Annotated in this window: 19 protein-coding genes and 1 other annotated feature; of the genes, 1 reads left to right on the top strand and 18 read right to left on the bottom strand. The window is 58.8% G+C overall.

Going from position 1 to position 21324, the window contains the following annotated elements; all coding sequences use genetic code 11:
- Positions 1-157: 157 nt before the first annotated feature.
- From FLT43_RS25610 to FLT43_RS25590, 5 genes are all read right to left on the bottom strand, one after another.
- A complete protein-coding gene (locus FLT43_RS25610; protein WP_087442062.1) occupies positions 158-1456 on the bottom strand; it encodes an anti-sigma factor family protein in 1299 nt (432 codons plus the stop codon).
- Positions 1453-1998, bottom strand: a complete 546-nt coding sequence (locus FLT43_RS25605; RefSeq protein ID WP_006676277.1) for an RNA polymerase sigma factor — start codon at positions 1996-1998, stop codon at positions 1453-1455. The genes FLT43_RS25610 and FLT43_RS25605 overlap by 4 nt, the downstream gene beginning before the upstream one ends.
- A gap of 214 nt (positions 1999-2212) precedes the next feature.
- Positions 2213-4825, bottom strand: a complete 2613-nt coding sequence (locus tag FLT43_RS25600; RefSeq protein ID WP_087442061.1) for a ComEC/Rec2 family competence protein — start codon at positions 4823-4825, stop codon at positions 2213-2215.
- Between the two features lie 224 nt (positions 4826-5049).
- On the bottom strand, positions 5050-5568 hold the full coding sequence (locus FLT43_RS25595) for a deoxycytidylate deaminase (protein ID WP_087442060.1): 519 nt from the start codon (positions 5566-5568) through the stop codon (positions 5050-5052).
- A gap of 113 nt (positions 5569-5681) precedes the next feature.
- Positions 5682-6332 carry a ComEA family DNA-binding protein gene (locus FLT43_RS25590; protein WP_087442059.1) on the bottom strand — a complete coding sequence of 217 codons (651 nt, stop codon included), beginning with the start codon at positions 6330-6332 and terminating at the stop codon, positions 5682-5684.
- A gap of 114 nt (positions 6333-6446) precedes the next feature.
- Between FLT43_RS25590 and comER the strand changes: the two genes are divergently transcribed.
- Positions 6447-7292 (top strand): late competence protein ComER, encoded by an 846-nt coding sequence (comER, locus tag FLT43_RS25585; RefSeq protein ID WP_255321571.1) that lies wholly within the window; start codon positions 6447-6449, stop codon positions 7290-7292.
- Positions 7293-7296: 4 nt separating this feature from the next.
- On the opposite strand, the gene leuS is transcribed toward comER, so the two are convergent.
- The 13 genes from leuS to FLT43_RS25520 form a co-directional block, all read right to left on the bottom strand.
- Positions 7297-9738 (bottom strand): leucine--tRNA ligase, encoded by a 2442-nt coding sequence (leuS, locus tag FLT43_RS25580; protein ID WP_087442057.1) that lies wholly within the window; start codon positions 9736-9738, stop codon positions 7297-7299.
- Positions 9739-10026: 288 nt separating this feature from the next.
- Positions 10027-10255 (bottom strand) — a binding site (T-box leader).
- 110 nt (positions 10256-10365) lie between these two features.
- Positions 10366-11127 carry a class I SAM-dependent DNA methyltransferase gene (locus FLT43_RS25575; protein ID WP_087442212.1) on the bottom strand — a complete coding sequence of 254 codons (762 nt, stop codon included), beginning with the start codon at positions 11125-11127 and terminating at the stop codon, positions 10366-10368.
- Between the two features lie 86 nt (positions 11128-11213).
- Entirely contained in the window at positions 11214-12170 is a 957-nt protein-coding gene (locus FLT43_RS25570) for a CvfB family protein (protein ID WP_087442056.1), read from the bottom strand.
- The gene (gene rsfS, locus FLT43_RS25565; RefSeq protein ID WP_087442055.1) at positions 12167-12514 is read right to left on the bottom strand and encodes a ribosome silencing factor; all 348 of its coding nucleotides are present in this window, start codon (positions 12512-12514) and stop codon (positions 12167-12169) included. The genes FLT43_RS25570 and rsfS overlap by 4 nt, the downstream gene beginning before the upstream one ends.
- An 87-nt stretch (positions 12515-12601) precedes the next feature.
- A complete protein-coding gene (gene yqeK / locus FLT43_RS25560) occupies positions 12602-13177 on the bottom strand; it encodes a bis(5'-nucleosyl)-tetraphosphatase (symmetrical) YqeK (protein WP_087442054.1) in 576 nt (191 codons plus the stop codon).
- Positions 13149-13757: a nicotinate-nucleotide adenylyltransferase gene (locus FLT43_RS25555; protein WP_087442053.1), complete on the bottom strand. Its 609-nt coding sequence runs from the start codon at positions 13755-13757 to the stop codon at positions 13149-13151. The genes yqeK and FLT43_RS25555 overlap by 29 nt, the downstream gene beginning before the upstream one ends.
- Before the next feature lie 17 nt (positions 13758-13774).
- Entirely contained in the window at positions 13775-14065 is a 291-nt protein-coding gene (gene yhbY / locus FLT43_RS25550; RefSeq protein WP_087442052.1) for a ribosome assembly RNA-binding protein YhbY, read from the bottom strand.
- 51 nt (positions 14066-14116) lie between these two features.
- On the bottom strand, positions 14117-15010 hold the full coding sequence (aroE, locus tag FLT43_RS25545; protein WP_087442051.1) for a shikimate dehydrogenase: 894 nt from the start codon (positions 15008-15010) through the stop codon (positions 14117-14119).
- A gap of 27 nt (positions 15011-15037) precedes the next feature.
- Positions 15038-16156, bottom strand: a complete 1119-nt coding sequence (gene yqeH / locus FLT43_RS25540; RefSeq protein WP_087442050.1) for a ribosome biogenesis GTPase YqeH — start codon at positions 16154-16156, stop codon at positions 15038-15040.
- Entirely contained in the window at positions 16153-16677 is a 525-nt protein-coding gene (locus FLT43_RS25535; RefSeq protein ID WP_174818163.1) for a YqeG family HAD IIIA-type phosphatase, read from the bottom strand. Before FLT43_RS25535 ends, yqeH begins: the two co-directional genes overlap by 4 nt.
- A gap of 144 nt (positions 16678-16821) precedes the next feature.
- Positions 16822-19080, bottom strand: a complete 2259-nt coding sequence (locus FLT43_RS25530; RefSeq protein ID WP_087442048.1) for a transglutaminase TgpA family protein — start codon at positions 19078-19080, stop codon at positions 16822-16824.
- Positions 19071-20330, bottom strand: a complete 1260-nt coding sequence (locus FLT43_RS25525) for a DUF58 domain-containing protein (RefSeq protein WP_087442047.1) — start codon at positions 20328-20330, stop codon at positions 19071-19073. The genes FLT43_RS25530 and FLT43_RS25525 overlap by 10 nt, the downstream gene beginning before the upstream one ends.
- A gap of 1 nt (position 20331) precedes the next feature.
- Positions 20332-21288 (bottom strand): AAA family ATPase, encoded by a 957-nt coding sequence (locus tag FLT43_RS25520; RefSeq protein WP_087442046.1) that lies wholly within the window; start codon positions 21286-21288, stop codon positions 20332-20334.
- Between the last annotated feature and the right edge of the window lie 36 nt (positions 21289-21324).

Genomic DNA, 21324 nt, shown 5'->3' with positions numbered 1-21324 from the left:
GCTCTAGAAACTCCGTGCAAACGGTCATACGACGTACGGGAACGTCACTTGCATCATTTCATTGATACCTCATCATACGCGAGCCGCACCGAATGTGTGCCGCTTCCCGGGCGGTGGCGCAGCCCATTTTTGGTTAAGCCCGCTCCTTTCGCAGCGCCTACGTGGCCGGCTTGGTCGTGCCAGGAACCACGATAGGCTCCTTCTTAGCGGCCTCCTCGGCAGCCGCTTCCGTCAGTCCGTTCGAAGATACATCGTATTGGATCTGCCGCTGGCCGTCCGCCGTCCGCACCTTCACCTCCAGCCGGCTGCTGTCCGATGACCAGATCAGCTCCTCCGGTCTGTCGGCGAATGCCAGCGTCTGCAGCTTCGTCTGTTCCGTGTCGGTGACACCGTACAACATGAGCTGGCCATTCTCCCATACGACCATCCATTTACCGTCCGGCGATGTCGCTTCCTTCGACGCCGCGAACAGAGAATGACGCTCGAGCTCCTTATCCGCCAACCCCATGCTCCCGGCATCGGCGCTTGAACCGTTCTCAGGGGTTTCATGTCCCGGAACGGCAGCAATGGATGGCGGCACCTTGCTGTCCTGCGGTTCGTCTTGCTCCGTACCGGTATTCTCCTTGCCGGCCGCCGGCTCCTCGGCCTTCTTGTCTTGATTGCCTGTCTTCTCTTGCTTCTCAGCAGGCGATGCCACCGGCTTCCGATCCTGATCCGGTTTCTCCCCCTTGCTCTGCTGCCGGTCTGCTGCACGGTCGTCTGCCGCTGGCTTCGGCGGCGCCGTATCCTGCGCATCCTCGCTCTTCTGTTCAGCGTCGCCTGACGGTTGGGCATCCTGTTGTTGATCCTTGTAAGATACACTGCCTTCGTTGTCCATTCCGGCACTGCCTTCCTGCGGCACCGGCTTCCCGTCCGGTTGATTGCTCCGGAGAGATTGGCTCGAACCCGGTGGGGCGCCAGACTCCTGCGCCGACTGCATCAATTCCGCGAAGTCGCCTGCCTGTTCCGTTGCGGTCGGCGGCTTGAACATCACCATGAATAATCCGAAGACGAGACCTGCGGCCACCACTGCACCTGCAGCACGCCATTGCCGCTTGCTATACCATTTCTGAACCGCCGTTACAACCTGCGGCTTCTGCTCCGGCTTGCGAGATTCCGTCACATCGCTTCCCTGCCGCTCCATGGAACCCGAAGCCGGAGAAGGCGATGCGCCAGCGGCTGCGGCCTGCTGCTTATCTATCTGCTGCAATGAAGGCAGTATCGCATCCACTAAGCTGTAAGGCGGAGCGACCTTCGGCAGCTGAACCAGTTCTTGATGAATGTTCTCTAACCGTTCTGCCATCTCGGCGCAGGCGGGGCATCGGCGGATATGCTCTGTCAGCAGGCTCTCTTCCGACTGCTTCAACTCACCGTCCAAGCTGCGTTGCTTCAGTTCCATCACCTCTGCACAGTTCATCCTCGTACACCACCTTTCTCATAATCTTGCAGCATCGTCTGCAGTTGTTGCCGGGCGCGAAATAGATAGGATTTAACCGTGTTCAACGGCAAATTCAAGCTCTCCGCAATCTCGTTGTATGAGAAATCTTGCAGATATCGCAGAACGACGACCGCACGATGATGTTCAGGCAGCCGATCTATTGCCTCACGTATGTCCTGAGCCACGTATGCGGACATTACTTCCTTCTCTACACTTTCTTCCCCGACAAATACGAGGTCATGCTCATCAATCGAGACAGTCGGGCGATTGCGACGGAACTTGTCAATGCAAATATTCGTTACAATCCGCTGCACCCATGTTTTGAACTGAGCTTTTTCCTCATAAGATTCAATTTTGGAATAAATCCGAATTAAGGCTTCTTGGGACGCGTCCAGTGCATCCTGCTCATTATTGAGAATATAATAAGCTGTCCGATACACATATTGTTCTATTTCCCGCAAAAGAGTGATTAAAGCGTCGCGATCGCCGGATTGAGCGGCTCGTATTAGTCCCGAATCCACTACCTGTTATCCCCCTCTCTTGCATATCCATTGACGTGCCTAAGCCGCAAATGGTTGCAGTGGTTAGCTTCCAATTTGTAGTTTATTCTCTCATTCGCATAAATTCATCACTTAGCATAGCAAAAGATGCCTTGTTTTGCATTGCATGATACAACAAGGTGACAAGCCGCAAAAAGCACGTCAAGCCGACGTGCTTCGAAGCTGCTCTCTAACTCTATGGAACTATCCTATCACGCTTTGTCCGCACCTTCAAACCCTGCGCCGTCAGCCTGAACTGGATCTCCCCGTCCCAATCGGTCCGCAGCACATGCACCCGCGCCCGCTCCAGCGTGGCCAGCACGTTCGGATGCGGATGCCCGTAACGGTTATTGCGTCCGAGCGAGATAACGCCTGCCGCCGGCCGAATCGCTTCTACCCATTCCGGGGTGGATGATGTCCGGCTTCCGTGATGCGCCACCTTGTATACATCGACGGGCGGCAGCCGATCTGGGCCTGCGGCGCCGGCCAGCATGCGCCGTTCTCCGCCGGCTTCCACATCCCCCGCCAGCAGCATCGTCGCCCGCGCCTCGCTTCGCGGATGGGTCAACGTCAGTAGCAAGACGAGGGAGGCGCGATTTTGATTCTCCTCGTCCGGGAGGAGACCCGCTTCGCTATCCATGATCGGATAGAGGACATCTATCCGGGTCCATTCGTCGACCATCCACGAATTGCCTGCCTGCCCGCCGCTAATCGGGATCCGCTTCTCCAGAGCCGTCCGGTAGAGCGCAGTCATCGTCGCCGAGGACTTCCACGTGCCGTTCGTAATGAAGCGGCTTACCGGCAGATGCCGCAGAACCGCCAAGAGTCCGCCGGCATGATCTTGATCCGCATGCGTCAGCATGACCGCGTCCAGCTGCCGTACGCCCCGCTGCTTCAACAAGGGGACGATCACCTTCCCGCCGATCTCGAACGGCACGCGGCGTTCCCTCCACTGATCCCCCGGCCTGCGGAATGCTGCCGTCCCTCCTCCGTCAACCAGCACATGCTTGCCGGAAGCCGTACGAATCAAAATACTGTCGCCTTGGCCGACATCAATGAAGCTGACCAGCGCATCCCTCCCGAGGCCATCCCCATAGCCCCACACAAGAACCGCAACGAGCGGAACAGATGCCAAGACGAAGCCGATGCGGCGGATCCCCGGTGAAGAGGGGCGCACCTCCACGAATGATCCGAGCGGCTGTGTATCGCCATCCTCTGTCGCCTCCCTGCTCCGCAGCGAGGAGCTTCCGCCTTCAGCCGTCCGGCGCCATGAAGCGAAGACGAGACAGAGACTCCCGTAGTAGGCCCCAATCCACCATAGCGGGAGCTGCGGCCAAATGAAGCTCGTGCCTTCGATGGCTGCCAGCCATTCGACGATCCGGAACGTCAGCTCGTTCATCTGCGCCACGATCCAGGCTAGCGGCCGGGCCGCCGGCTCATAGAGAAGGCCTGCGAGGAGCGAGAGCGTTCCTGCAGGGAGCACGCCGAGACTGATGAACGGGACGAGGAGGAAGTTGGCCGCGAACGACAAGATCGAAAATTGATGGAAATAATAGACGGTCAACGGAAAAGATACGGCCTGGGCGACCAAGGTCACGCCGGCGGAAGAGGACAGCCACGGCGGCCAGTCCGGCAGCAGCCGCATGACACGGGGCACCCCGATAATCAAGCCGGCGGTCACGGCGAACGATAGCTGAAAGCCGATCTGAAGCGCATAATACGGGTCCCACAGCAGCATCGCCACCAGGACGAGGGCCAAGATGTGGAGTCCGTCCTTCAGCCAGCCCTTGCGCAAGCAGTACAAGGCAAGCATCGACATCAATCCGGCCCGGATCACCGAAGGAGCCGCTCCCGTGAGCAGCATATACACCGGGAGGCAGCATTGAACGATCGACATCCCTTTTTCCTTCGATAAGCGGAGCAGCCGGAGCAGGCCGAGCAGCGCCCCCGCGAAGACGCCGACATGAAGTCCCGAGATGGCCAGCACATGCGTCAGACCTAGCTCCGAGAACTGGCGGTATGTTTCCGGATCCAATTCCGTCCGGCTTCCAAGTACCAGCCCTTGCATATATCCGCTATGCGGCTGCTTATACAGCCGCTCCATCAGCTCCAGCAGCGCGCCGCGAACCCGGTCGACCCGGGCAAGCGCCTGGTGCACGGCCTGTTCCGCCCGCTGGTATCCGTTCCGGCTCAACCGGTCAATCATGACGGCCTGCTCCGCTCCTGCAACCTGGATAATCCAATGAATGCGCTGCGGCCGAAGATATTCCCGATAGCTGAACGCCCCGAAGTTCGACGCCTCTCCCGGCGCAGACAGCTGGCCATGCAGGCGTATGGCCTGACCTCGCTTCCACCGTTCGACCGTATCCAGCTCCGATGGCGACGAGAGGCGGATCTGGACAAGCAGCTTCTCGTCCACGGGCTCCGGCTCAGTTCCTTCGTTCGGCTGCCATGAGAGGGCCCGGAATTGGAACTGCACCCGGTCCCCGTCACGCTCCGCCGGAGACAGGATATATCCGTCCCAGCTTCCCTCTGCGGCCGGCTGGCTAGGGCTAGCATCGGCAGGCATCGTCCAGCGGCTGGCGTTGCGGTGTTCCGTTACAATGTATAGCGATGCCGAACATAGAAGCGCCGCTCCATATAGTGCTGCCTGCCTCACGCTGCACCAGCGAAGCGCGCATCCTAGCGGAAGCAGCAGCAGCAGTCCCGCCACGGCCAGTACGGCGTGAACAGCGGATAATGAAGCCGCGGCGTGAATCCCGATGACGAAGCAGCCGGCCACGGCAACAATCGGTCTGCGCGACAGCAATGTTACGCTCACCTCCTGGGTTTTTGTTTGGTGTGACATGGTTCTTGGCATGGTTTGGTGTGACATGGTGTTTGGATTTCATTGTTGTTGGCTCGGCTTGTAAGGCTATTCAGGAAGCCCCCAGTCAAGGTTCGCCGAACGCAAAAAACCTCCACGCCATCGTTCCGCGGCCCATTGTTCATGGCGTACCCGGAATTCCGGCATGGAGGTTCTTCCCCACATCATTAATTTGTCGTATCCATTATCGTTTCCTGCGGCGGCTGATAGGAGGCCAGCGTCCGGAACGCAATTCCCTTCTGCTTCATCATCGCCGCTACCTTCTCGCTATCCTTCGGATAAGGGCGGTGGTAGACGATCTCCGTCACGCCGCTGTTCGCCAGCATATTGGCGCAGGTCCAGCACGGCTCGTCCGTTACGTACACCGTAGAGCCCTCTCTGTCGATCCGATCCGTGAACAGCAGCAGATTCTGCTCTGCATGAATGGTACGGATGCACCGTTCCTTCTTCACCATCTGCTCCTCGCCGTCAGCGACGATCTTCTCATACTGCTCCACAATCATGCATCCGGCTTCGCTGCAATCCGGCACGCCCATCGGCGCTCCGTTATAGGCCGTTCCGAGAAGCTTCTTGCCCTGCACCAGCACAGCGCCGACATGCCGCCTAGGACAGCGTGAACGTGTAGACACCATATAGGCGATATCCATGAAGTAGGTGTCCCAATCTTTGCGTACACTTGTTGTCATCCGATTCATTCTCCTGTCTGTAGTAGGCTGATGACCGCTGCCATCGTTCTACCTTCATTCTAAGCACGATACCTTCGCTGCGCAACCAGATCCCTCACCGGATGTTCGTCCCGCTACTTAATCGAGGCCTGATCGCGTAGCTTGGCGAAGATGGCAGGGCCAATCCCTTTGACCTTCTTCAGATCCTCCAGCCGCTGGAACGGGCCGTGACTCTCCCGATATGTCACGATGGCTTGCGATTTGCTCGGCCCGATGCCCGGAAGCTTCATTAGAGCTTCTGCATCCGCCTCATTAATATTGATGCGCCCGCTGGCGGCGTCCTTTGCCTTCGCGCCCGCCGATGGCCCCGCGGCAGAAGCTTCAGCCGAGGCGGGAGCATCGCTCCCTTGTTCGCCCGAACCGGGCTCTGGCCGCTTCTTATCCGGCTGCATCGTTAGCAGCTGATTTGGGTCTCCTGAGGCATGATTGACACTCTGACCTGCACTCGAGGCCAGATCGGGACCTGCCTCTCTCCCGGACTTCGTGGCCGGGAAGGTCGAAGCGGACGCCGGATTCGGGCTTCCGCTTCGTTCCCCCATGTCCCGGCCCTCTTCTCCAGCCGCGAGCCGGCCGGCAATCGCGTCATTGAGCGGCGTCCATCCGCCCGCGGCTTCCTCCCATTGCGGCTTCAGCCATAAGCCCATGAAGATGGCAAGCCCGGCAATGGCCATGCCCGTCAAACCAATCCAAGCGCGCAAGGATAACACATGACGGCTCTTCTTCATCCATATGCTCCTTTCGATAGAACACGTATATTGGCCAACCCGTCTTACATATAGGTAATAAACATAGTATAGCCATTCGTATATATTGGGCGTTCTGCGTCAGGGTATGCAAATGTGCAAACAGAGGAGGGAACATCCGTGAAGGTCGGATTTATCGGTACGGGAAGTATGGGGACAACGCTGATCGATGCATTGATTCAATCCGGCGCTGTGTCACCGGAGCAGGTCATCGCGAGCAACCGTACGAGGGATAAAGTACAGTTCCTGGCTTCTCAACACCCCGGGCTTCAAGTCTCGCCAAGCAATGCGGAGACGGTCCGGCTGAGCGACATTGTCTTTCTGTGTGTCAAGCCGCTGGAATTCAAGACGGTCCTGGAGGAGATTCAGCATGCGGCGCACCCGGATCTCATCCTGGTGTCGATTACGAGCCCGGTGCTGCTGGAGCACCTGGAGCGGAAGCTGCCCTGCAAGGTGGCGAAAATTATCCCGAGCATCACGAGCTACGTCCGAAGCGGCGCTTCGCTCTGTATGTACGGCAGCCGGATTCAGAGGGAGGATCGGGAGCTCCTGGAGAGGCTGATGTCGTCAATCAGCCAACCGCTGCGCATTGATGAGAAATACACCCGCATCTCTTCCGACTTGTCCAGCTGCGGTCCGGCGTTCATCGCCTTCTTCCTGCAGCGGTGGATTGATGCCGCCGCGGAAGCGACCGGAATCGGCCGGGACGAAGCGTCGCGCCTCGCCAGCGAGATGCTGCTGGGCACCGGCAAGCTCCTGACGGAAGGAGGCTTTACTCCGGAACAGCTGCAGCAGCGCGTAGCTGTCCCCGGCGGGATCACCGCCGAGGCGCTTCGGCTAATGAATGAAGAGCTGGCAGATATGTTCCACCAGCTCATTCAGGTTACCCACGCGAAATATGAAGAGGATCTGGAAAAGGTTCAGTCCCAGTTCGCCGGGTAGGAGGCTAACCGACAACAATATTGACGAGCCGGCCTTTGACAGCGATGACTTTACGGACGGTCTTGCCAGAAATGGCGTCCTGAACGTTCGGCAGAGACATCGCTTTTTCCTGCATGGCCGCTTCGTCCGCATCGGCAGCAATTCGAATCCGATCCGCTATCTTGCCGTTCACTTGAATGACGATCTCTACTTCGGCGTCAACCGTCAATGCTTCGTCATACGATGGCCACGATACATACGTGATGGATCCGCTATGCCCCAAGCGCTGCCACAATTCCTCGGCGATATGAGGAGCGAGCGGCGACAGCAGCTGCACGAAGTTCTCCATCGCCTGGCGCGGCAGCGTCTCGGCCTTGTACGCGTCATTAATGAAGATCATCAACTGGCTGATGGCCGTATTGAAGCGCATCGCCTCCATATCCTCGGTCACTTTCTTCACGGTCTTGTGCCAGGTGCGGATGAAGCTGTCTTCTCCAGTCCCGTCCGTAATCTTGCTGTTCAGCTGGCCGTCCTCCGTAATGAACAGGCGCCAGATCCGGTTCAAGAAGCGGAACATGCCTTCGACGCCCTTCTCGTTCCATGGCTTCGTAATCTCGAGCGGCCCCATGAACATTTCATACATCCGCAGCGTATCCGCACCGAATTCGTTCACGATGTCATCCGGATTGATGACATTGCCGCGGGATTTGGACATTTTCTCGCCGTTCGTGCCAAGAATCATCCCTTGGTTGACCAGCTTCTGGAACGGCTCCTTCGTCTCGACGACGCCGATATCGTAGAGCACCTTATGCCAGAAGCGGGCATACAGCAAGTGAAGGACCGCATGTTCAACCCCGCCGATATACAGATCGACCGGCAGCCATTCCGCCTGCTTCTCCTTGGAGCACAGTGCGTCTCCGTTCTTCGGATCGATGAAGCGCAGATAGTACCAGCAGCTTCCGGCCCACTGCGGCATCGTGTTCGTCTCGCGGCGCGCACGCATCCCGGTCTCCGGATCAACTGTATTCACCCACTCCGTGACGTTCGCGAGCGGCGATTCTCCGGTACCCGAAGGCTGAATGTGATCGACATCCGGCAGCATCAGCGGCAGCTCCGACTCCGGAACCGGCTTCATCGTGCCGTCTTCCAGATGAAGAATCGGAATCGGCTCTCCCCAATACCGCTGGCGGCTGAACAGCCAATCGCGCAGACGGTACGTAACCTTAGGCTGGCCGACGCCTTCCGCAGTCAGCCACTCATTCATGCGGGCAATCGCCTGGGCAGTCCCTAGCCCGTTCAGGAAGTCCGAGTTCACGTGCGGCCCGTCGCCGCTGAACGCTTCCTTCGCCACATCTCCTCCGGAGACGACTTCCACGATCGGCAGCTCGAATTGCTTCGCGAATTCCCAGTCCCGCTGGTCATGGCCCGGAACGGCCATGATGGCCCCGGTTCCATAACCGGCCAGCACATAGTCGGCAATCCAGATCGGAAGCTTCGCTCCGTTCACCGGGTTGATCGCATACGCGCCGGTGAACACTCCTGTCTTATCCTTCGCGAGATCGGTCCGCTCCAGGTCGCTCTTGCGCGCAGCCTGCTCCTGGTAAGCTTGAACCGCCGCTTGCTGCCCGGAAGTCGTGATCCGGCCAACCAGCTCATGCTCCGGCGCCAATACGCAGTATGTCGCACCGAACAGCGTGTCCGGCCGCGTCGTGAACACGGTGATGTAGTCCTCACGTCCGTCGATCGCGAAGCGGACCTCTGCCCCTTCGGAGCGTCCGATCCAATTGCGCTGCATATCCTTCAGGCTCTCCGGCCAATCCAGCTCATCCAGATCTTCGAGCAGCCGCTCCGCATACTCGGTAATCTTCAGCACCCATTGCCGCATCGGCTTGCGGATGACCGGATGGCCGCCGCGTTCCGACTTGCCGTCGATCACTTCCTCGTTGGCCAGCACGGTTCCGAGCGCCGGGCACCAGTTCACCGGAATCTCCGCTTCATACGCGAGTCCGCGCTTGTAGAGCTGGATGAAGATCCACTGAGTCCATTTGTAATAGTCGGGATCGGTCGTACTGATCTCCCTGTCCCAATCATAAGAGAAGCCGAGCGACTTAATCTGGCGGCGGAAATTGTTGATATTCTTCACCGTAATGTCGCGCGGATGCTCGCCCGTGTCGAGCGCGTGCTGCTCGGCCGGAAGGCCGAACGCATCCCAACCCATCGGATGAAGCACATTGTACCCCTTCATGCGCTTGAATCGGGAAATGATGTCGGTCGCTGTATATCCTTCCGGGTGGCCGACGTGCAGCCCTGCACCTGAAGGATACGGGAACATGTCGAGCGCGTAGAACTTCGGCTTGCTGGAGTTCTCCTCCGTAGCGAATGTCTTGCGCTCCTCCCAGTACTGCTGCCACTTTTTCTCCAAAATTTGCGGTTGATAGCCATGCGGCTGATTGACTTCTTGACTCATCCGTTATCCTCCTTGCCGTGCCCGGTGAAGGCTGCGCGCGCAGCCCGCCCCGCACCTTATGCGAATATCATCCTGCTTGAACCCGCAAGAGACGGGCCCTTCCTGCCCTCTCAAGGAATCAGGCACCAGTCCGCCCGATTCGTGCGGGAACCTCCCGCTTCCGTTCCGTATCCGCGGGACACGGCCCGGTACCGGGCCAGGTTCATGGTGCTGCAACCGAAACGTCACGCGTGCCCGCCGCTTATCTATTCCGATACAGCAAAAAACCTCTCGCCCTTAGCGAAAAACGCTAGGGACGAGAGGTTCAATTCCCGTGGTACCACCCTAGTTAGCGAAAGGCATGCTTTGCCTTCCACTCCCTCTGCACCGTTAACGCCGGTGAATCGTCACAGCCTCCCTGCCGATCGGCTGTGAGACTCCGAGGCGAGTTCGCTCCTGCCCATCACCGGCTTCCACCAACCGCCGGCTCTCTGTGCGATGCGCGCATCAAGCTACTAATCCTCATCACAGTCTTATTGCACTTCTTCAATTATGCATAACCTTACCCAGCTTACGCAAGTAGTTATATCATAATGAAAAGTAAGGATATTGTCAACGATTGTCGCCTAGCCGCTGCTTCACGGCCGGCTATTCCTTCAATGCCGCATAGAAAATGCGCGCGGACTGGCCGTCCGGCGGAGACCATCCGAAGTCAGCGTACATCTCCACTCGGGCAAATCCGGCCTCGCGCAGCCAGGACGCCATCGCTTCCGTCTCATAGGCGCGCTGAACATGGGCTTCGTCGATCCGTTCGAACAGGGCTCCTGCCTCTTGCCGGATGAAAAAAGTCAGCTGATGCTCGATCTCCCGTCTCTCCTCATCATAATCGCAGAACCAAATGTATGCCAGGTCGTCGTCGTCATACGCAAAAGGCTGCGTGTCTGCGTACGACTCGAACTGGCGCCTATGATGCACATCGAACAAGAAGACGCCGCCGGCGCGCAGCTGCCGGAACGTGGCGGCGAACACCCGCTTCACATCCGCCTCTTCGGTAATGTAATTCAGGCAATCGCAGAACGACACGACTGCGTCAGCCGGCTCGCCGCCATTCCATTCCCGCATATCCTGGCACAGCCAACGGATGCTGCCCGACTTCGCGGGCGCGGAGGCGGCCTTCTGCTCGGCGACGGCCAGCATCGTCTCTGACAGGTCGATGCCGGTCAGCGCATATCCTCTGACGGCGAGCGGAAGCGTAATATTGCCCGTTCCGCAGCCCAGGTCGACGATCCGCTCCGGCTTCGACGGCATATAGCGTCTCCATGCCTGCTCGGCGAATTCCACCCAGGCGTCATAAGGCATATCTTCCATCAAGCGGTCATAGACCGCGGCAAAGCGGCCATAAGATTCCATCAGCCTCTCCGTCCTTCCCTCGCGCTGCGGCATGGTTAGCGCTTCTTCACCTGCGCCGTTGCCAGCGCTTCTTCGCCTGCCGCGTGTCAGCGCTTCTTCGGCCGCGGCGGAGCCGGCTTCTCGGTCTGGAGGATCTGCTGCAGCTCATCCGCGCCAATCGTGGCGCCCTTCTCCGACAGCTCCGTCCAGCTTCCTTGCTGCTTGACGAGCCCGGCTCTCATCAGCCGCCCGACCGCACGCTTGAATGCCGACTTGCTCATGCCGAACCGCTGCTTCACAATATCAGCCGGCGTCTCGTCGGAATACGGCATCGCCCCGTTCGGACGATCCCGCAGAAACGAGAACAGACGATCCGCATCCATATCCATGCCAATCTCCTTGCGTTCGGCCATCGTCACGTTCACGCGGCCGTCCTCGCGAATATGAGTGACGCGCACGCGCACCTTCTCCCCGAGCCGGAGCGGCCGCGGCCGAAGCGACTCGTGCAGGAATCCGATGGCGCCGAAGCCGATCGGACCGCCATCCAGCACGAGGAAGGTCCCCATCTTCAGCGCCCGGTAGACGACGGCCTCGTGCCAGGTGTTGCGCCAAGCATCCGGCGCATGGAAGGCCAGCGGAACGAGGTCCTGTTCCAGCGCCGCCCGCGCCACGAGCCGGCCTACCCGGTCGTGGATCATCTTAACATAGACCGTGTCCCCGACTTGGGGATGAAGCGGCTCGTAATCGGGCAGTTCGCCCTTCGGGAGCAACAGCTGGCGCCCGATGCCCATTTCCAGGAAGCAGCCATATCGCGGATGAACGTCCGCCACCTGGAGCGGCGCAATCTGATCGAGAGTGAGATACGGCCGCTTCATCGTCGATGCAAGCCGATCCTCCGTATCATAGAATAGAAAGACGTCGACCTCGTCCCCTGGCTTCACGGAACCTGTCAGTTCGGAATAATGAAGAATGACGTCCTGTTCCCCGTCTGTCAGGAAGTAGCCGTAAGGCGACACCTCCCGCGCCACCTGCAGCCGTGTTATCGTGCCCGCGGTCAGCGTCATGCCATCTCCACAACTTTCGCGTCAGACCACAGCTTCTCGATATTATAGTATTCGCGCTCCTCGCGATGGAAGATGTGGACAACGACATCGCCCAGATCGAGCAGGACCCAGCGCGAGGAATCCAAGCCTTCCATCCCCCGGACCGCTACGCCCGCCTCGTGAACCTTTTTGCGCACCTCATTCGTAATCGCCTGTACCTGGGTATCGGAATTCCCGTGGCAAATAACGAAATAATCTGCGACGAGAGAAATGCCCTGCAAATCGAGCACGACGAGATCCATCGCTTTTTTATCTTCCGCTGCCGCGACGACGATGTCGAGCAGCTCTCTTGGTTGAATGGTCATACCGTAACCTCCATTAATCCTCATATACTGGCACTCCGGCAACGGAATTGCACGCAGCTCCGTTTCCCTTATGCCGTTTAGGCTTCCCTAATATTGCTCTAATTCTTCAATCAGCCGGTTCCGCGCTGTGACCGTTAGCGGAAAAATACGCCGGCGCTGGGAGAGCAAAAAGCCGATCGTTGAATCGAAGCCGGCGATGAGCGCAAGATTGACATCCTGACCGGCCAGTTCCCGGATTCGCTCCACGCCCGGGAAATCGCGCCCGGGTTCGATATAATCCGCCAGACAGACAATTTTGTCGAGCAATGTCATCGGCGCCCGGCCCGATGTATGGTACCGGATCGCATCCAGCACCTCCTCGTCCTGCACGCCGTAGTCCCGTGCGGCAACGACCGCGCCGACGGGCGCGTGCCACAGCTGCTTGTCGTATTCCAGCAGCACAGGCGGCAAATTCTCTTCGCGAATGACGCGTTCCATCCGGTCGGTTGGCCAGTATTTGGCAACATCATGAAGAATCGCCGCCAGATCCGCCTTCTCCGGATCCGCTCCGAAGCGGCGGGCCAAAATAACGGCCGTATCCATGACGCCCTGGGTATGCTTCCAGCGCGCGGCCGGCATCTGCGCCTGGACGGATTCAATCAATTGCTGGCGCGTCAGCTTCATACAATCCCCACCTTGCCATATAATGTTCGACGGCTTCCGGAACAAGATAGCGGATCGAGCGTCCCGCCGCTCTTCTCTGCCGGATATCCGTCGAAGAGATATCCATCTGGGGCATGTCAGCGGCCAGGATGCGGCCTTGCCATGCCTGCGGCAGCTTCTCCTCGTTCCAGAGAATGCCCGGCCGGTGCAGTCCGACGAAGCGGATCAGACGCATCAATTCGTCGATCCGGTGCCACTTCGGCAAGTAAGCAACCATATCGGCGCCGATAATCCAATGCCAGCTTACATCCGGGTAGACGGCCCGCAGCGAGAGGACGGTATCATACGTATAGGACACCCCGCCCCGGGCCAGCTCCCAATCACTTGCCCGGAACGACGGGTTGCCCGCGATAGCCAGCCGGGTCATCTCCAGGCGATGCTTGCCGTCCGCCTGAGGATGATTCGTCTTGTGCGGCGGCACGTGAGCGGGCATGAACCACACCTCATCAAGATTTGCGGCTTCGCGGGCGCATTCGGCGGCCACCAGATGCCCCAGGTGGATCGGATTGAACGTCCCGCCCATAATCCCGATTTGTCTCACGTCTGCACCTCCGCCGGTTATGGCAGTTCAATCTGCTTATGTTCAGCCGATTCCTTGTAGAGCACGATCGTCTTCCCGATGACTTGGACCAGCTCGGCGCCCGAGCGGCTTGCCAATTCGTCCGCCACCTCGAAGCGATCGTCCATGCAGTTGTTCAAGATCGATACTTTGATCAGCTCGCGCACCTCCAGCGCTTCCTCGATATGACGGATAAGCTGATCATTGGTTCCCCCTTTGCCTACTTGAAAAATAGGCTGCACATGATGTGCGAGCGAGCGCAAATAGCGCTTTTGTTTTCCTGTTAACATGTTTGTCCCTGCCTTATATGTCTGATATCAAAATTGGTGTATTCAAATGATTTAGTCGTGACGCAATGTATTCCATACCTGCTCCCGCATCAGGGCGGCTGGCGCAGCGGCTCCCGTCCACAGCTCCAGCGCGATCGCGCCCTGATAGACGAACATGCCGAGCCCGCTATGCGTGCGGCAGCCGCGCTTGCTCGCTTCCCGCAGCAAGGCCGTCTCCAGCGGATTGTAGACAATGTCGCTTACGATCATATCCGGCCGCAGCCAGTCCGGATCGAACGGCAGCGCATTCACGTCCGGATGCATGCCGACCGAGGTCGTATGAATGACGATATCCACCTCGCGCGCATCGATCGCGGGCCGCTCGCCAAGCTGGACGGCAGATACCGTTCCGAAGGCGGACAGATCGCTTGCCAGCGCTTCGGCCCGTCCCAGCGTGCGGTTGGCGATATGCAAGCTGCGGCAACCCGCCTTCAGCAGCGCATAAGCGATGCCGCGCGCGGCCCCGCCGGCCCCAATCAGCAAGATCCGGGACTGGCGGAGATCGGAGATCATCTCCTCCTGCAGCGAACGGACGAACCCGAGCCCGTCCGTATTGTAGCCGATCAGCCGGCCATTCCGGTTGACGATCGTATTGACGGCGCCGATGACAGTCGCGCTCTCATCCACTTCGTCCAGATGCGCCATGACCGCTTCCTTGTGCGGAATAGTCACGTTCATTCCGCCGATGCCCAGAGCGCGCATGCCCTGCACAGCCTGCTCAAGCCGCTCGGGCGCGACATGGAACGCCGTATATACGGCGTTCAGCCCCAGCTCCCGCAGGGCGGCATTATGCATCAGCGGCGATTTGGAATGCTTGATCGGATCACCGATGACCGCGAACACAGCGGTCGAGCTGTCGATGGCCGCCGGAGGCCGAATCGTCCCTGCCTGTTCGTTCCGTACCATGGTAACCGCTCCCCCCGGTATATTGTGCTAGATCATCGCGCGGCGGGTCAGCACCTTGACCCCCTTGGGCGCGTGAATCTCCACGAGCGCCCCTTCCTTGCCGTTGCATTTGATCCAGCCGAGCCCTGAGATGAATATATCGGTCTCGGAGCCTGTCCCGATCCGATACTGATGCTTCGTCCAGCCCGGAAGCTCATCCAGTCGCTCCCGTGTCGGCGGCGCCAGCAGCTCCCCGCGGTGCTCTTCGTACAAAGCGTCTGCCCGCTCCAGCTTCGTCCGGTGGATCGGAAGCCCATTTGCGATATAGCATGTAAAGGATTGGCGTTCGCCTTCCACAAAATCAAAGCGCGCAAACGCTCCGAAAAACAGCGTCTGGCCTTCGTTCAATTGGTAGACCGCCGGCTTGAGCGGCTTGTCTGGCAGGAGGGCCCCCAGATCTTGCCGGCTGGCCAATTCCGTCAAGCGGCTCGTGTAGACGATGCCTGGCGTATCAATGATATGCTTGCCGTCATCCAGCGGAATATGTACGAGATCCAGAGTCGTTCCCGGGTAACGGGATGTCGTCAGCTCCCGATCCATATCGCTGTAATCGCCAATCAGGCGGTTAATCAGCGTGGACTTGCCTACGTTCGTCGCCCCGACGACATAGACGTCGCGGCCGCGGCGCCAATGGCTCATCTGCTCCACAAGCCGTTCGAAGCCGGCATTGCGCTTGGCGCTGACGAGAATGACGTCCAAGATGCGGAGGCCATGCTCCTTCGCCTGCCGCTGTACCCAGTTCGTCAAGCGGTTCCAGTTCGTCGAACGGGGCAGCAGGTCGATCTTGTTCACGACGAGCAGCACCGGATTGTTCCCAACGAACCGCTGCAGCCCGGAGATGACGCTGCCGTCAAAATCGAACAAATCGACGATATGGATGACCAGCGCGTCCTCCTGGCCGATTCGCCCCAGCAAACGCAAAAAATCATCCTGATCCAGCGCAACAGAAGCCGCCTCGTTATAATGCTTGATCCGGAAGCAGCGCTGGCAAATCAGCGGCGAGCGATTCAGCGCGGACGCCGGGACATAGCCGATCTGATCGGCCTGCCCGGTCTGCACCGTGACACCGCAGCCGCTGCATACTTGCTTTTCTTGATTGTCCTTCACCTTTTCTCCTCCTCGTGCCACAATCCTCTTCGCTTCAACCGTGCCGTGGCATAACGCTCAATGCGCCGATTGATGCGGGTTCCCCAGCCTTCGTCCTGAATGGCGATAGGCTGCACCAATATCGTAAATATGCCGAGCCGGTTGCCTCCCAGGACATCCGTCAGCATCTGATCGCCGATGACAGCTGTCTGATCCGGCTTCAGCCCCATCAGCGACAGCGCTTGGCGAAAAGCTCGCTGCGCCGGCTTGCGGGCCGCATGAATAAACGGAAGATCGAGCGGGACGGCGAACCGGGATACGCGCGTATGATCATTATTCGATACGATGACGACCTTGAATCCGCGGCGGTCGACTTCCTTCAGCCAGGCCGCCAATTCCGGGGTCGCTTCCGGCACCTTGGCGCCGACGAGCGTGTTATCCAGATCGGTAATGATGCCGCGAATGCCTTGTTCCGCCAACTTGTCCAAATCAATATCGTATACGGAGCTTACCCGAAGACGGGGAATAAGCCTTTCCAACAAAACAGTCACCTCGTTTTCATACGAAAAACTATACCATATTCTTTGATTTTCGTGCAAAAAAAAGCCGTTCCCGTGCGGAACGGCTTCATTTCGTCACATTCCGGCTCCCTGTCTCCCGCTTCCTGCGTGACATGGAAGCGGAGATTAACGTTTGCGGACGCGCCGGAACTGTCTTACCGCTTCCCGGAACCGGGCCACATCGGCTTGCTCCAGCGGTTCGCCGCTGTATTTCGCTTGCTCGAACATCGGCACGATCACCTGGAGGGAAGCCTCCAGCTCCTGCTGGCCCTCGCTCCAGCGGAAGGCCGCTTCGCGCACCGTCTCGTGCGGTTCCTTGCGCAGCCCGCGAAGCCGGCAGTAGCTCAGCCAGAGCTCCGTCTCGAGCACGACCCGATCATTCGGCGATATCCGCCGGCGGAAGGTGCGCAGCCAACGCAGCGAGAATCCGGCCTGGCCCCATTGCCGGACAAGCCATGCAATGGCACCGAGCAGCGCAGCGCCGACGATCGTTCGGGCTGCCGTAATCACCCAAGCGGGAAGCGCGGTCTCTTCTTCCGGCATGCTGGCCTTCTTCTCTTCCTTCACTTCAGGCTGTGTCTCTTCTTCCTGCTCGGCCGGCGTGTCGGGCTCTTGCTCCTCCGCCTGCTCCGGGCTCGGCATGCTGAAGCCCGGGGTCGGCTCGAAGGACACCCAGCCGTATTCCCCCATATATACCTCTACCCAAGAATGCGCATCCGCATTCGTGACGCGGAAGCGGCCGCCTTCATCGGGATCGAAGGAGCCCGTCATCATCGGACGATCCGCTCCTTCGCGGGCTCCGGGCGCATAGCCCTTCACCCAGCGCGTCGGCACGCCCACGCTGCGGAGCATGACGGCCATCGAGGTGGAGAAATAGTCGCAGTAACCTTCTTTGATTTCAAACAGAAACCCGTCGACGAAATCGTCGCTGGTCCGCTTCGAAATATTTGGAACATTCGTATAAGTGAACTGGGTCCGTAAATACTGTTCGATTTTTTTGGCCTTGTCGTAGTTGTTCGTCTCCCCTTCGGTCAGGCTCCTCGCGAGGTCGACGACTCGGGCCGGAAGGCGATCCGGCAGCTGCAGGTAGGCGCTGTCCGGCGCTTCGGACGGGGGCGCGGCTCGCAGTTCCTGTTCCGAGACGATCGGGACATGGGACACAATCGTATAGCTTATCGGATAGCGGGCAGCGCCTCTCCCCACGTACCGGACCTCGCTCTCTCTCCCGTTCCAGGAGAGTCCGTCCGGCTCGACGCCTTCCAGCTCCTCTACGGCCGCTACCGAATACATGCCGAACAGGACCGGATATACCTGATCGCTCTGAATCTGCACCGTCTGGATAATCTCCTTCGTCTGAATCCGCTTCGAAGGGGCGTCGTCGGCCTCGAACCGCTCGCCTAGACTCATCGGCTCCAGCCTCTCTTCCCGCCTCGCATCGACCCAGCCCTGACCGGTGTAGATATCCTTGGCTTCCCCCCGCCAATAGCCGCGGGCTTCGGAGGTTACCGTCATCACCGGCTGATAATCCATCTGGAAGCCATCCCCAAGCTGGCTGTCATGGTTGCTGTAGCCGGAAGTGGTGGGGCTCGTCGCTCCGGTACCGGTTACGTTCGAGACGATACGGTCGACGAAGGTGCCGCCGGTCCCGTTCCGGTTCGTCCAGGCCGTATACGGATCCGTCAGAATCGGCTCCAATCCGGGCACGCTCACCCCGACCGTGATGATCAGCGCAATAACGACGATGGCGCTTACGGCCATCTGAAGCAGATACCGCAGCGACGTTCGCTTCATCTCGGGATAGCTGTGCTTCATCTGGGAGAAATGAAGCCCGATGAGCCATACGAGCGCCGCCCCAACGATCCATGCGACCTGATCCCATAATATATCCTCGGTAAAAGAATCCAGGATGCCGAAAACGGCAACTTGAACGAGCAGCCACATTATGATGCGGCCCGGCCCGCGGACAATCTGGTTGATCGCTTCATAGCAGAGCCAGATGCCGATAACGAACCATATATAAGGATGAAAGGCTTGCAGCCTCTCCCATCGCGTTCCGTCCTCAATCCAGAGATGATTGCGAATCAGCTCCATATATATGACACGCATTACAAGCGGCAGCCCGATAAGCAGCCGGCCAAAAAATTGCCGGGGAAATAATACAGAAACTCCCCATATCATTAGGAGCGCGTCCTTGGACATCGCGATTGTCTCGTCATACCAATACGGCTCCAGCATCACAATCCATTGCCATACCATAACGGCGAGGCAAGTCCAGAACAGGCGCTCACTCCAACCGCCAAGCAGCCAGCGCTTCATCATTCCGGGCCCTGCCGGTTGAACGGAGCTTGCCGAGTAAGCGAACTCCGGCTGCCGGTTCACTTCCATGTCATCCCACCTCCAAGCAGCTTAGGAAGATGGTTCAGTTCATCCAGCCATTTATAGTCAAAGCCCTGCTTCGCCAAGTCGCGAAGCAGGCTGGCTTCATCAGGGCCTCTGCCGGGAGCGGCATGAATGAACGTGCCGCTGCCGCCAAGGGAGCGAAGGCCGCCGATAGCCGCCATATCGCCGGATGTCATCGTCCCGCTGATCCAGGCGACGGACGCCCCGCGCAGCAGTGAGGCGCGCTGCGCCAGCATCGTGCCAATCCGGTCATTCACTTGCGGATTGGGGATCTCCGGCTCAATGGTGGACAGCCACTGCTTGTAAGCTACCGGTTCGCGTGCGAGCGCCATGGCGTCCCACCAATGAAGTGAGCCGCCGATTCCGGCCAAATAGGCCGGATGCCTGTTCGCCTTCGCATATTGCGCAATCGATGCCGCTGCCGAGAGCGCCAATTCGAAGCTAGCCGGACTCTCATAGGAGGCGGTCCTGATATCGAGCACGATCAGGATTGGAGCTTGCACTTCCTGATCGAACTGCTTCGATTTCAAGCTTCCGGTCTTGGCGGTGGCGTTCCAATGAATGCGCGAGAGACGATCGCCAGGCACGTATTCCCGTATGCCGTTCAATTGGGTTGACTCCCGCTTCCTCTTATCCATCGCTTGCGTCTGTCCGGGCTGGACCGCTTGATGGCCGGCTTGGCTCCAGGCAGGGATCGGAACCGTGGCCGGCAAGATGGAGAAGGAGGACGGCGTATGGAACTGTCCGCGCTGCTCGAAAATGCCGAATAAATCTTTGGACAAGCATGTGGTCGCATCCAAATGGTATGCTCCGCGCGGAAGCGGCGGCGTCCGGTACGTCCAGACGGCCTGCCTCCCGGCGTTCAGGGTAACGGCTGACTCCGCTTGACTGTACAGTTCATCGAAGCGGTACAGCCCGTCCTGCACGATAACATAAGGTAGCGGAATCCATCCCGGAACGCGCAGCTCCACCGAGACCAGGATGCGGGATTGGGCGGGGAGGAACTGGCTTGTCCCTCTGCGGACCATACGCTGTCCCTGCACCTTATTCACGCCCCCGAACCACCCGCATGTCCAATAGACGGCAAGCACGGTGGCCATCGACAGCAGCATGAAGGATGTCTTGCCGCCCTGGAACAGAAAATAGAAAACACAACTGACATAAATGACGAACGCAATAAAAAATATCCGTCTCCGCGAACGCGGACGGCGGGGCACCAGCTGCGGCGAATTCATGCTACAGCTCCATCCGGACCGGTACCGGCACGCCTCGGACCGCATCCATAAGCACTTGCTCCGCGGTCAGACCCTCCATCTTCGCTTCCATATCGAGCACGAGGCGGTGAGCCAGGACGAACGGAAGCAGCGCCTTGACATCATCGGGAGTGACATATCGCCGGCCTTGAATCCATGCGCGGGCTTTGACCGCCTGCATGAGCGCTACGGAAGCGCGCGGGCTTGCGCCCAGCACGATGTGCGGGTGAATCCTCGTCGCACGGACCACATCAATAATATAGGAAGCGACGGCATCGTCGATATGAATGCCGCGAGCAGCTTCCCGCATCTGCTCAATCACCGAAATATCCGTAATCGGCTGGACCCGCTCGGATGGCTGTCCCAGCACATGGCGAGTCAGCATCGCCCGCTCCATCGCTTCATCAGGGTAGCCCAGGTTGATCTTGAACATGAAGCGATCAAGCTGAGCTTCGGGCAACTGGAACGTTCCTTCGAACTCGATTGGGTTCTGAGTGGCGAAGAGCATGAACGGAACGGGCAGCTCAAAAGTTTCGCCGTCCACCGTAATATGGTGCTCCTCCATCGCCTCCAGCAGGGCGGATTGTGTCTTCGTCGTCGCCCGGTTGATCTCGTCCACAAGAAGCACGTTGCACATGACCGGTCCGGGACGGAACACGAACTGCTGGTCTTTGGGATGGAAAATAAAAACGCCGGTAATATCGGTCGGCAGCAGGTCAGGATTGCATTGGACCCGGCGGAACACCCCGTCCATCGTGCGCGCCAATGATTTGACCAGCTGCGTCTTGCCCGTTCCCGGAACATCCTCGATAAGCACATGGCCGCCAGCCACCATGGCGGTAAGCATTAATTCAATCTCGAATGACTTCCCTAATATGCATTGATCCAACGTAGACTGGATCTGTTCCATAATCGAATGCAGCGATGATTGCGAATGCAAGGAAAAACCTCCTTCAATAATGTCAATACAAGGAAA

The sequence above is a fragment of the Paenibacillus thiaminolyticus genome, from assembly GCF_007066085.1.
Classification (GTDB): domain Bacteria; phylum Bacillota; class Bacilli; order Paenibacillales; family Paenibacillaceae; genus Paenibacillus_B; species Paenibacillus_B thiaminolyticus.
This window is presented reverse-complemented; position numbering and strand designations above follow the sequence as displayed.

Bases quoted from the DNA above. Each gene is read 5' to 3' on its own strand.
- FLT43_RS25595 (WP_087442060.1), bottom strand. From the start codon at position 5,568: ATGACAACAAGTGTACGCAAAGATTGGGACACCTACTTCATGGATATC.
- FLT43_RS25570 (WP_087442056.1), bottom strand. From the start codon at position 12,170: ATGACGCTGACCGCGGGCACGATAACACGGCTGCAGGTGGCGCGGGAG.
- aroE (WP_087442051.1), bottom strand. From the start codon at position 15,010: ATGGTACGGAACGAACAGGCAGGGACGATTCGGCCTCCGGCGGCCATC.
- rsfS (WP_087442055.1), bottom strand. From the start codon at position 12,514: ATGACCATTCAACCAAGAGAGCTGCTCGACATCGTCGTCGCGGCAGCG.
- FLT43_RS25525 (WP_087442047.1), bottom strand. From the start codon at position 20,330: ATGAATTCGCCGCAGCTGGTGCCCCGCCGTCCGCGTTCGCGGAGACGG.
- FLT43_RS25575 (WP_087442212.1), bottom strand. From the start codon at position 11,127: ATGGAATCTTATGGCCGCTTTGCCGCGGTCTATGACCGCTTGATGGAA.
- yqeK (WP_087442054.1), bottom strand. From the start codon at position 13,177: ATGAAGCTGACGCGCCAGCAATTGATTGAATCCGTCCAGGCGCAGATG.
- FLT43_RS25590 (WP_087442059.1), bottom strand. From the start codon at position 6,332: ATGAAGAAGAGCCGTCATGTGTTATCCTTGCGCGCTTGGATTGGTTTG.
- leuS (WP_087442057.1), bottom strand. From the start codon at position 9,738: ATGAGTCAAGAAGTCAATCAGCCGCATGGCTATCAACCGCAAATTTTG.
- FLT43_RS25530 (WP_087442048.1), bottom strand. From the start codon at position 19,080: ATGGAAGTGAACCGGCAGCCGGAGTTCGCTTACTCGGCAAGCTCCGTT.
- yhbY (WP_087442052.1), bottom strand. From the start codon at position 14,065: ATGTTAACAGGAAAACAAAAGCGCTATTTGCGCTCGCTCGCACATCAT.
- FLT43_RS25610 (WP_087442062.1), bottom strand. From the start codon at position 1,456: ATGAACTGTGCAGAGGTGATGGAACTGAAGCAACGCAGCTTGGACGGT.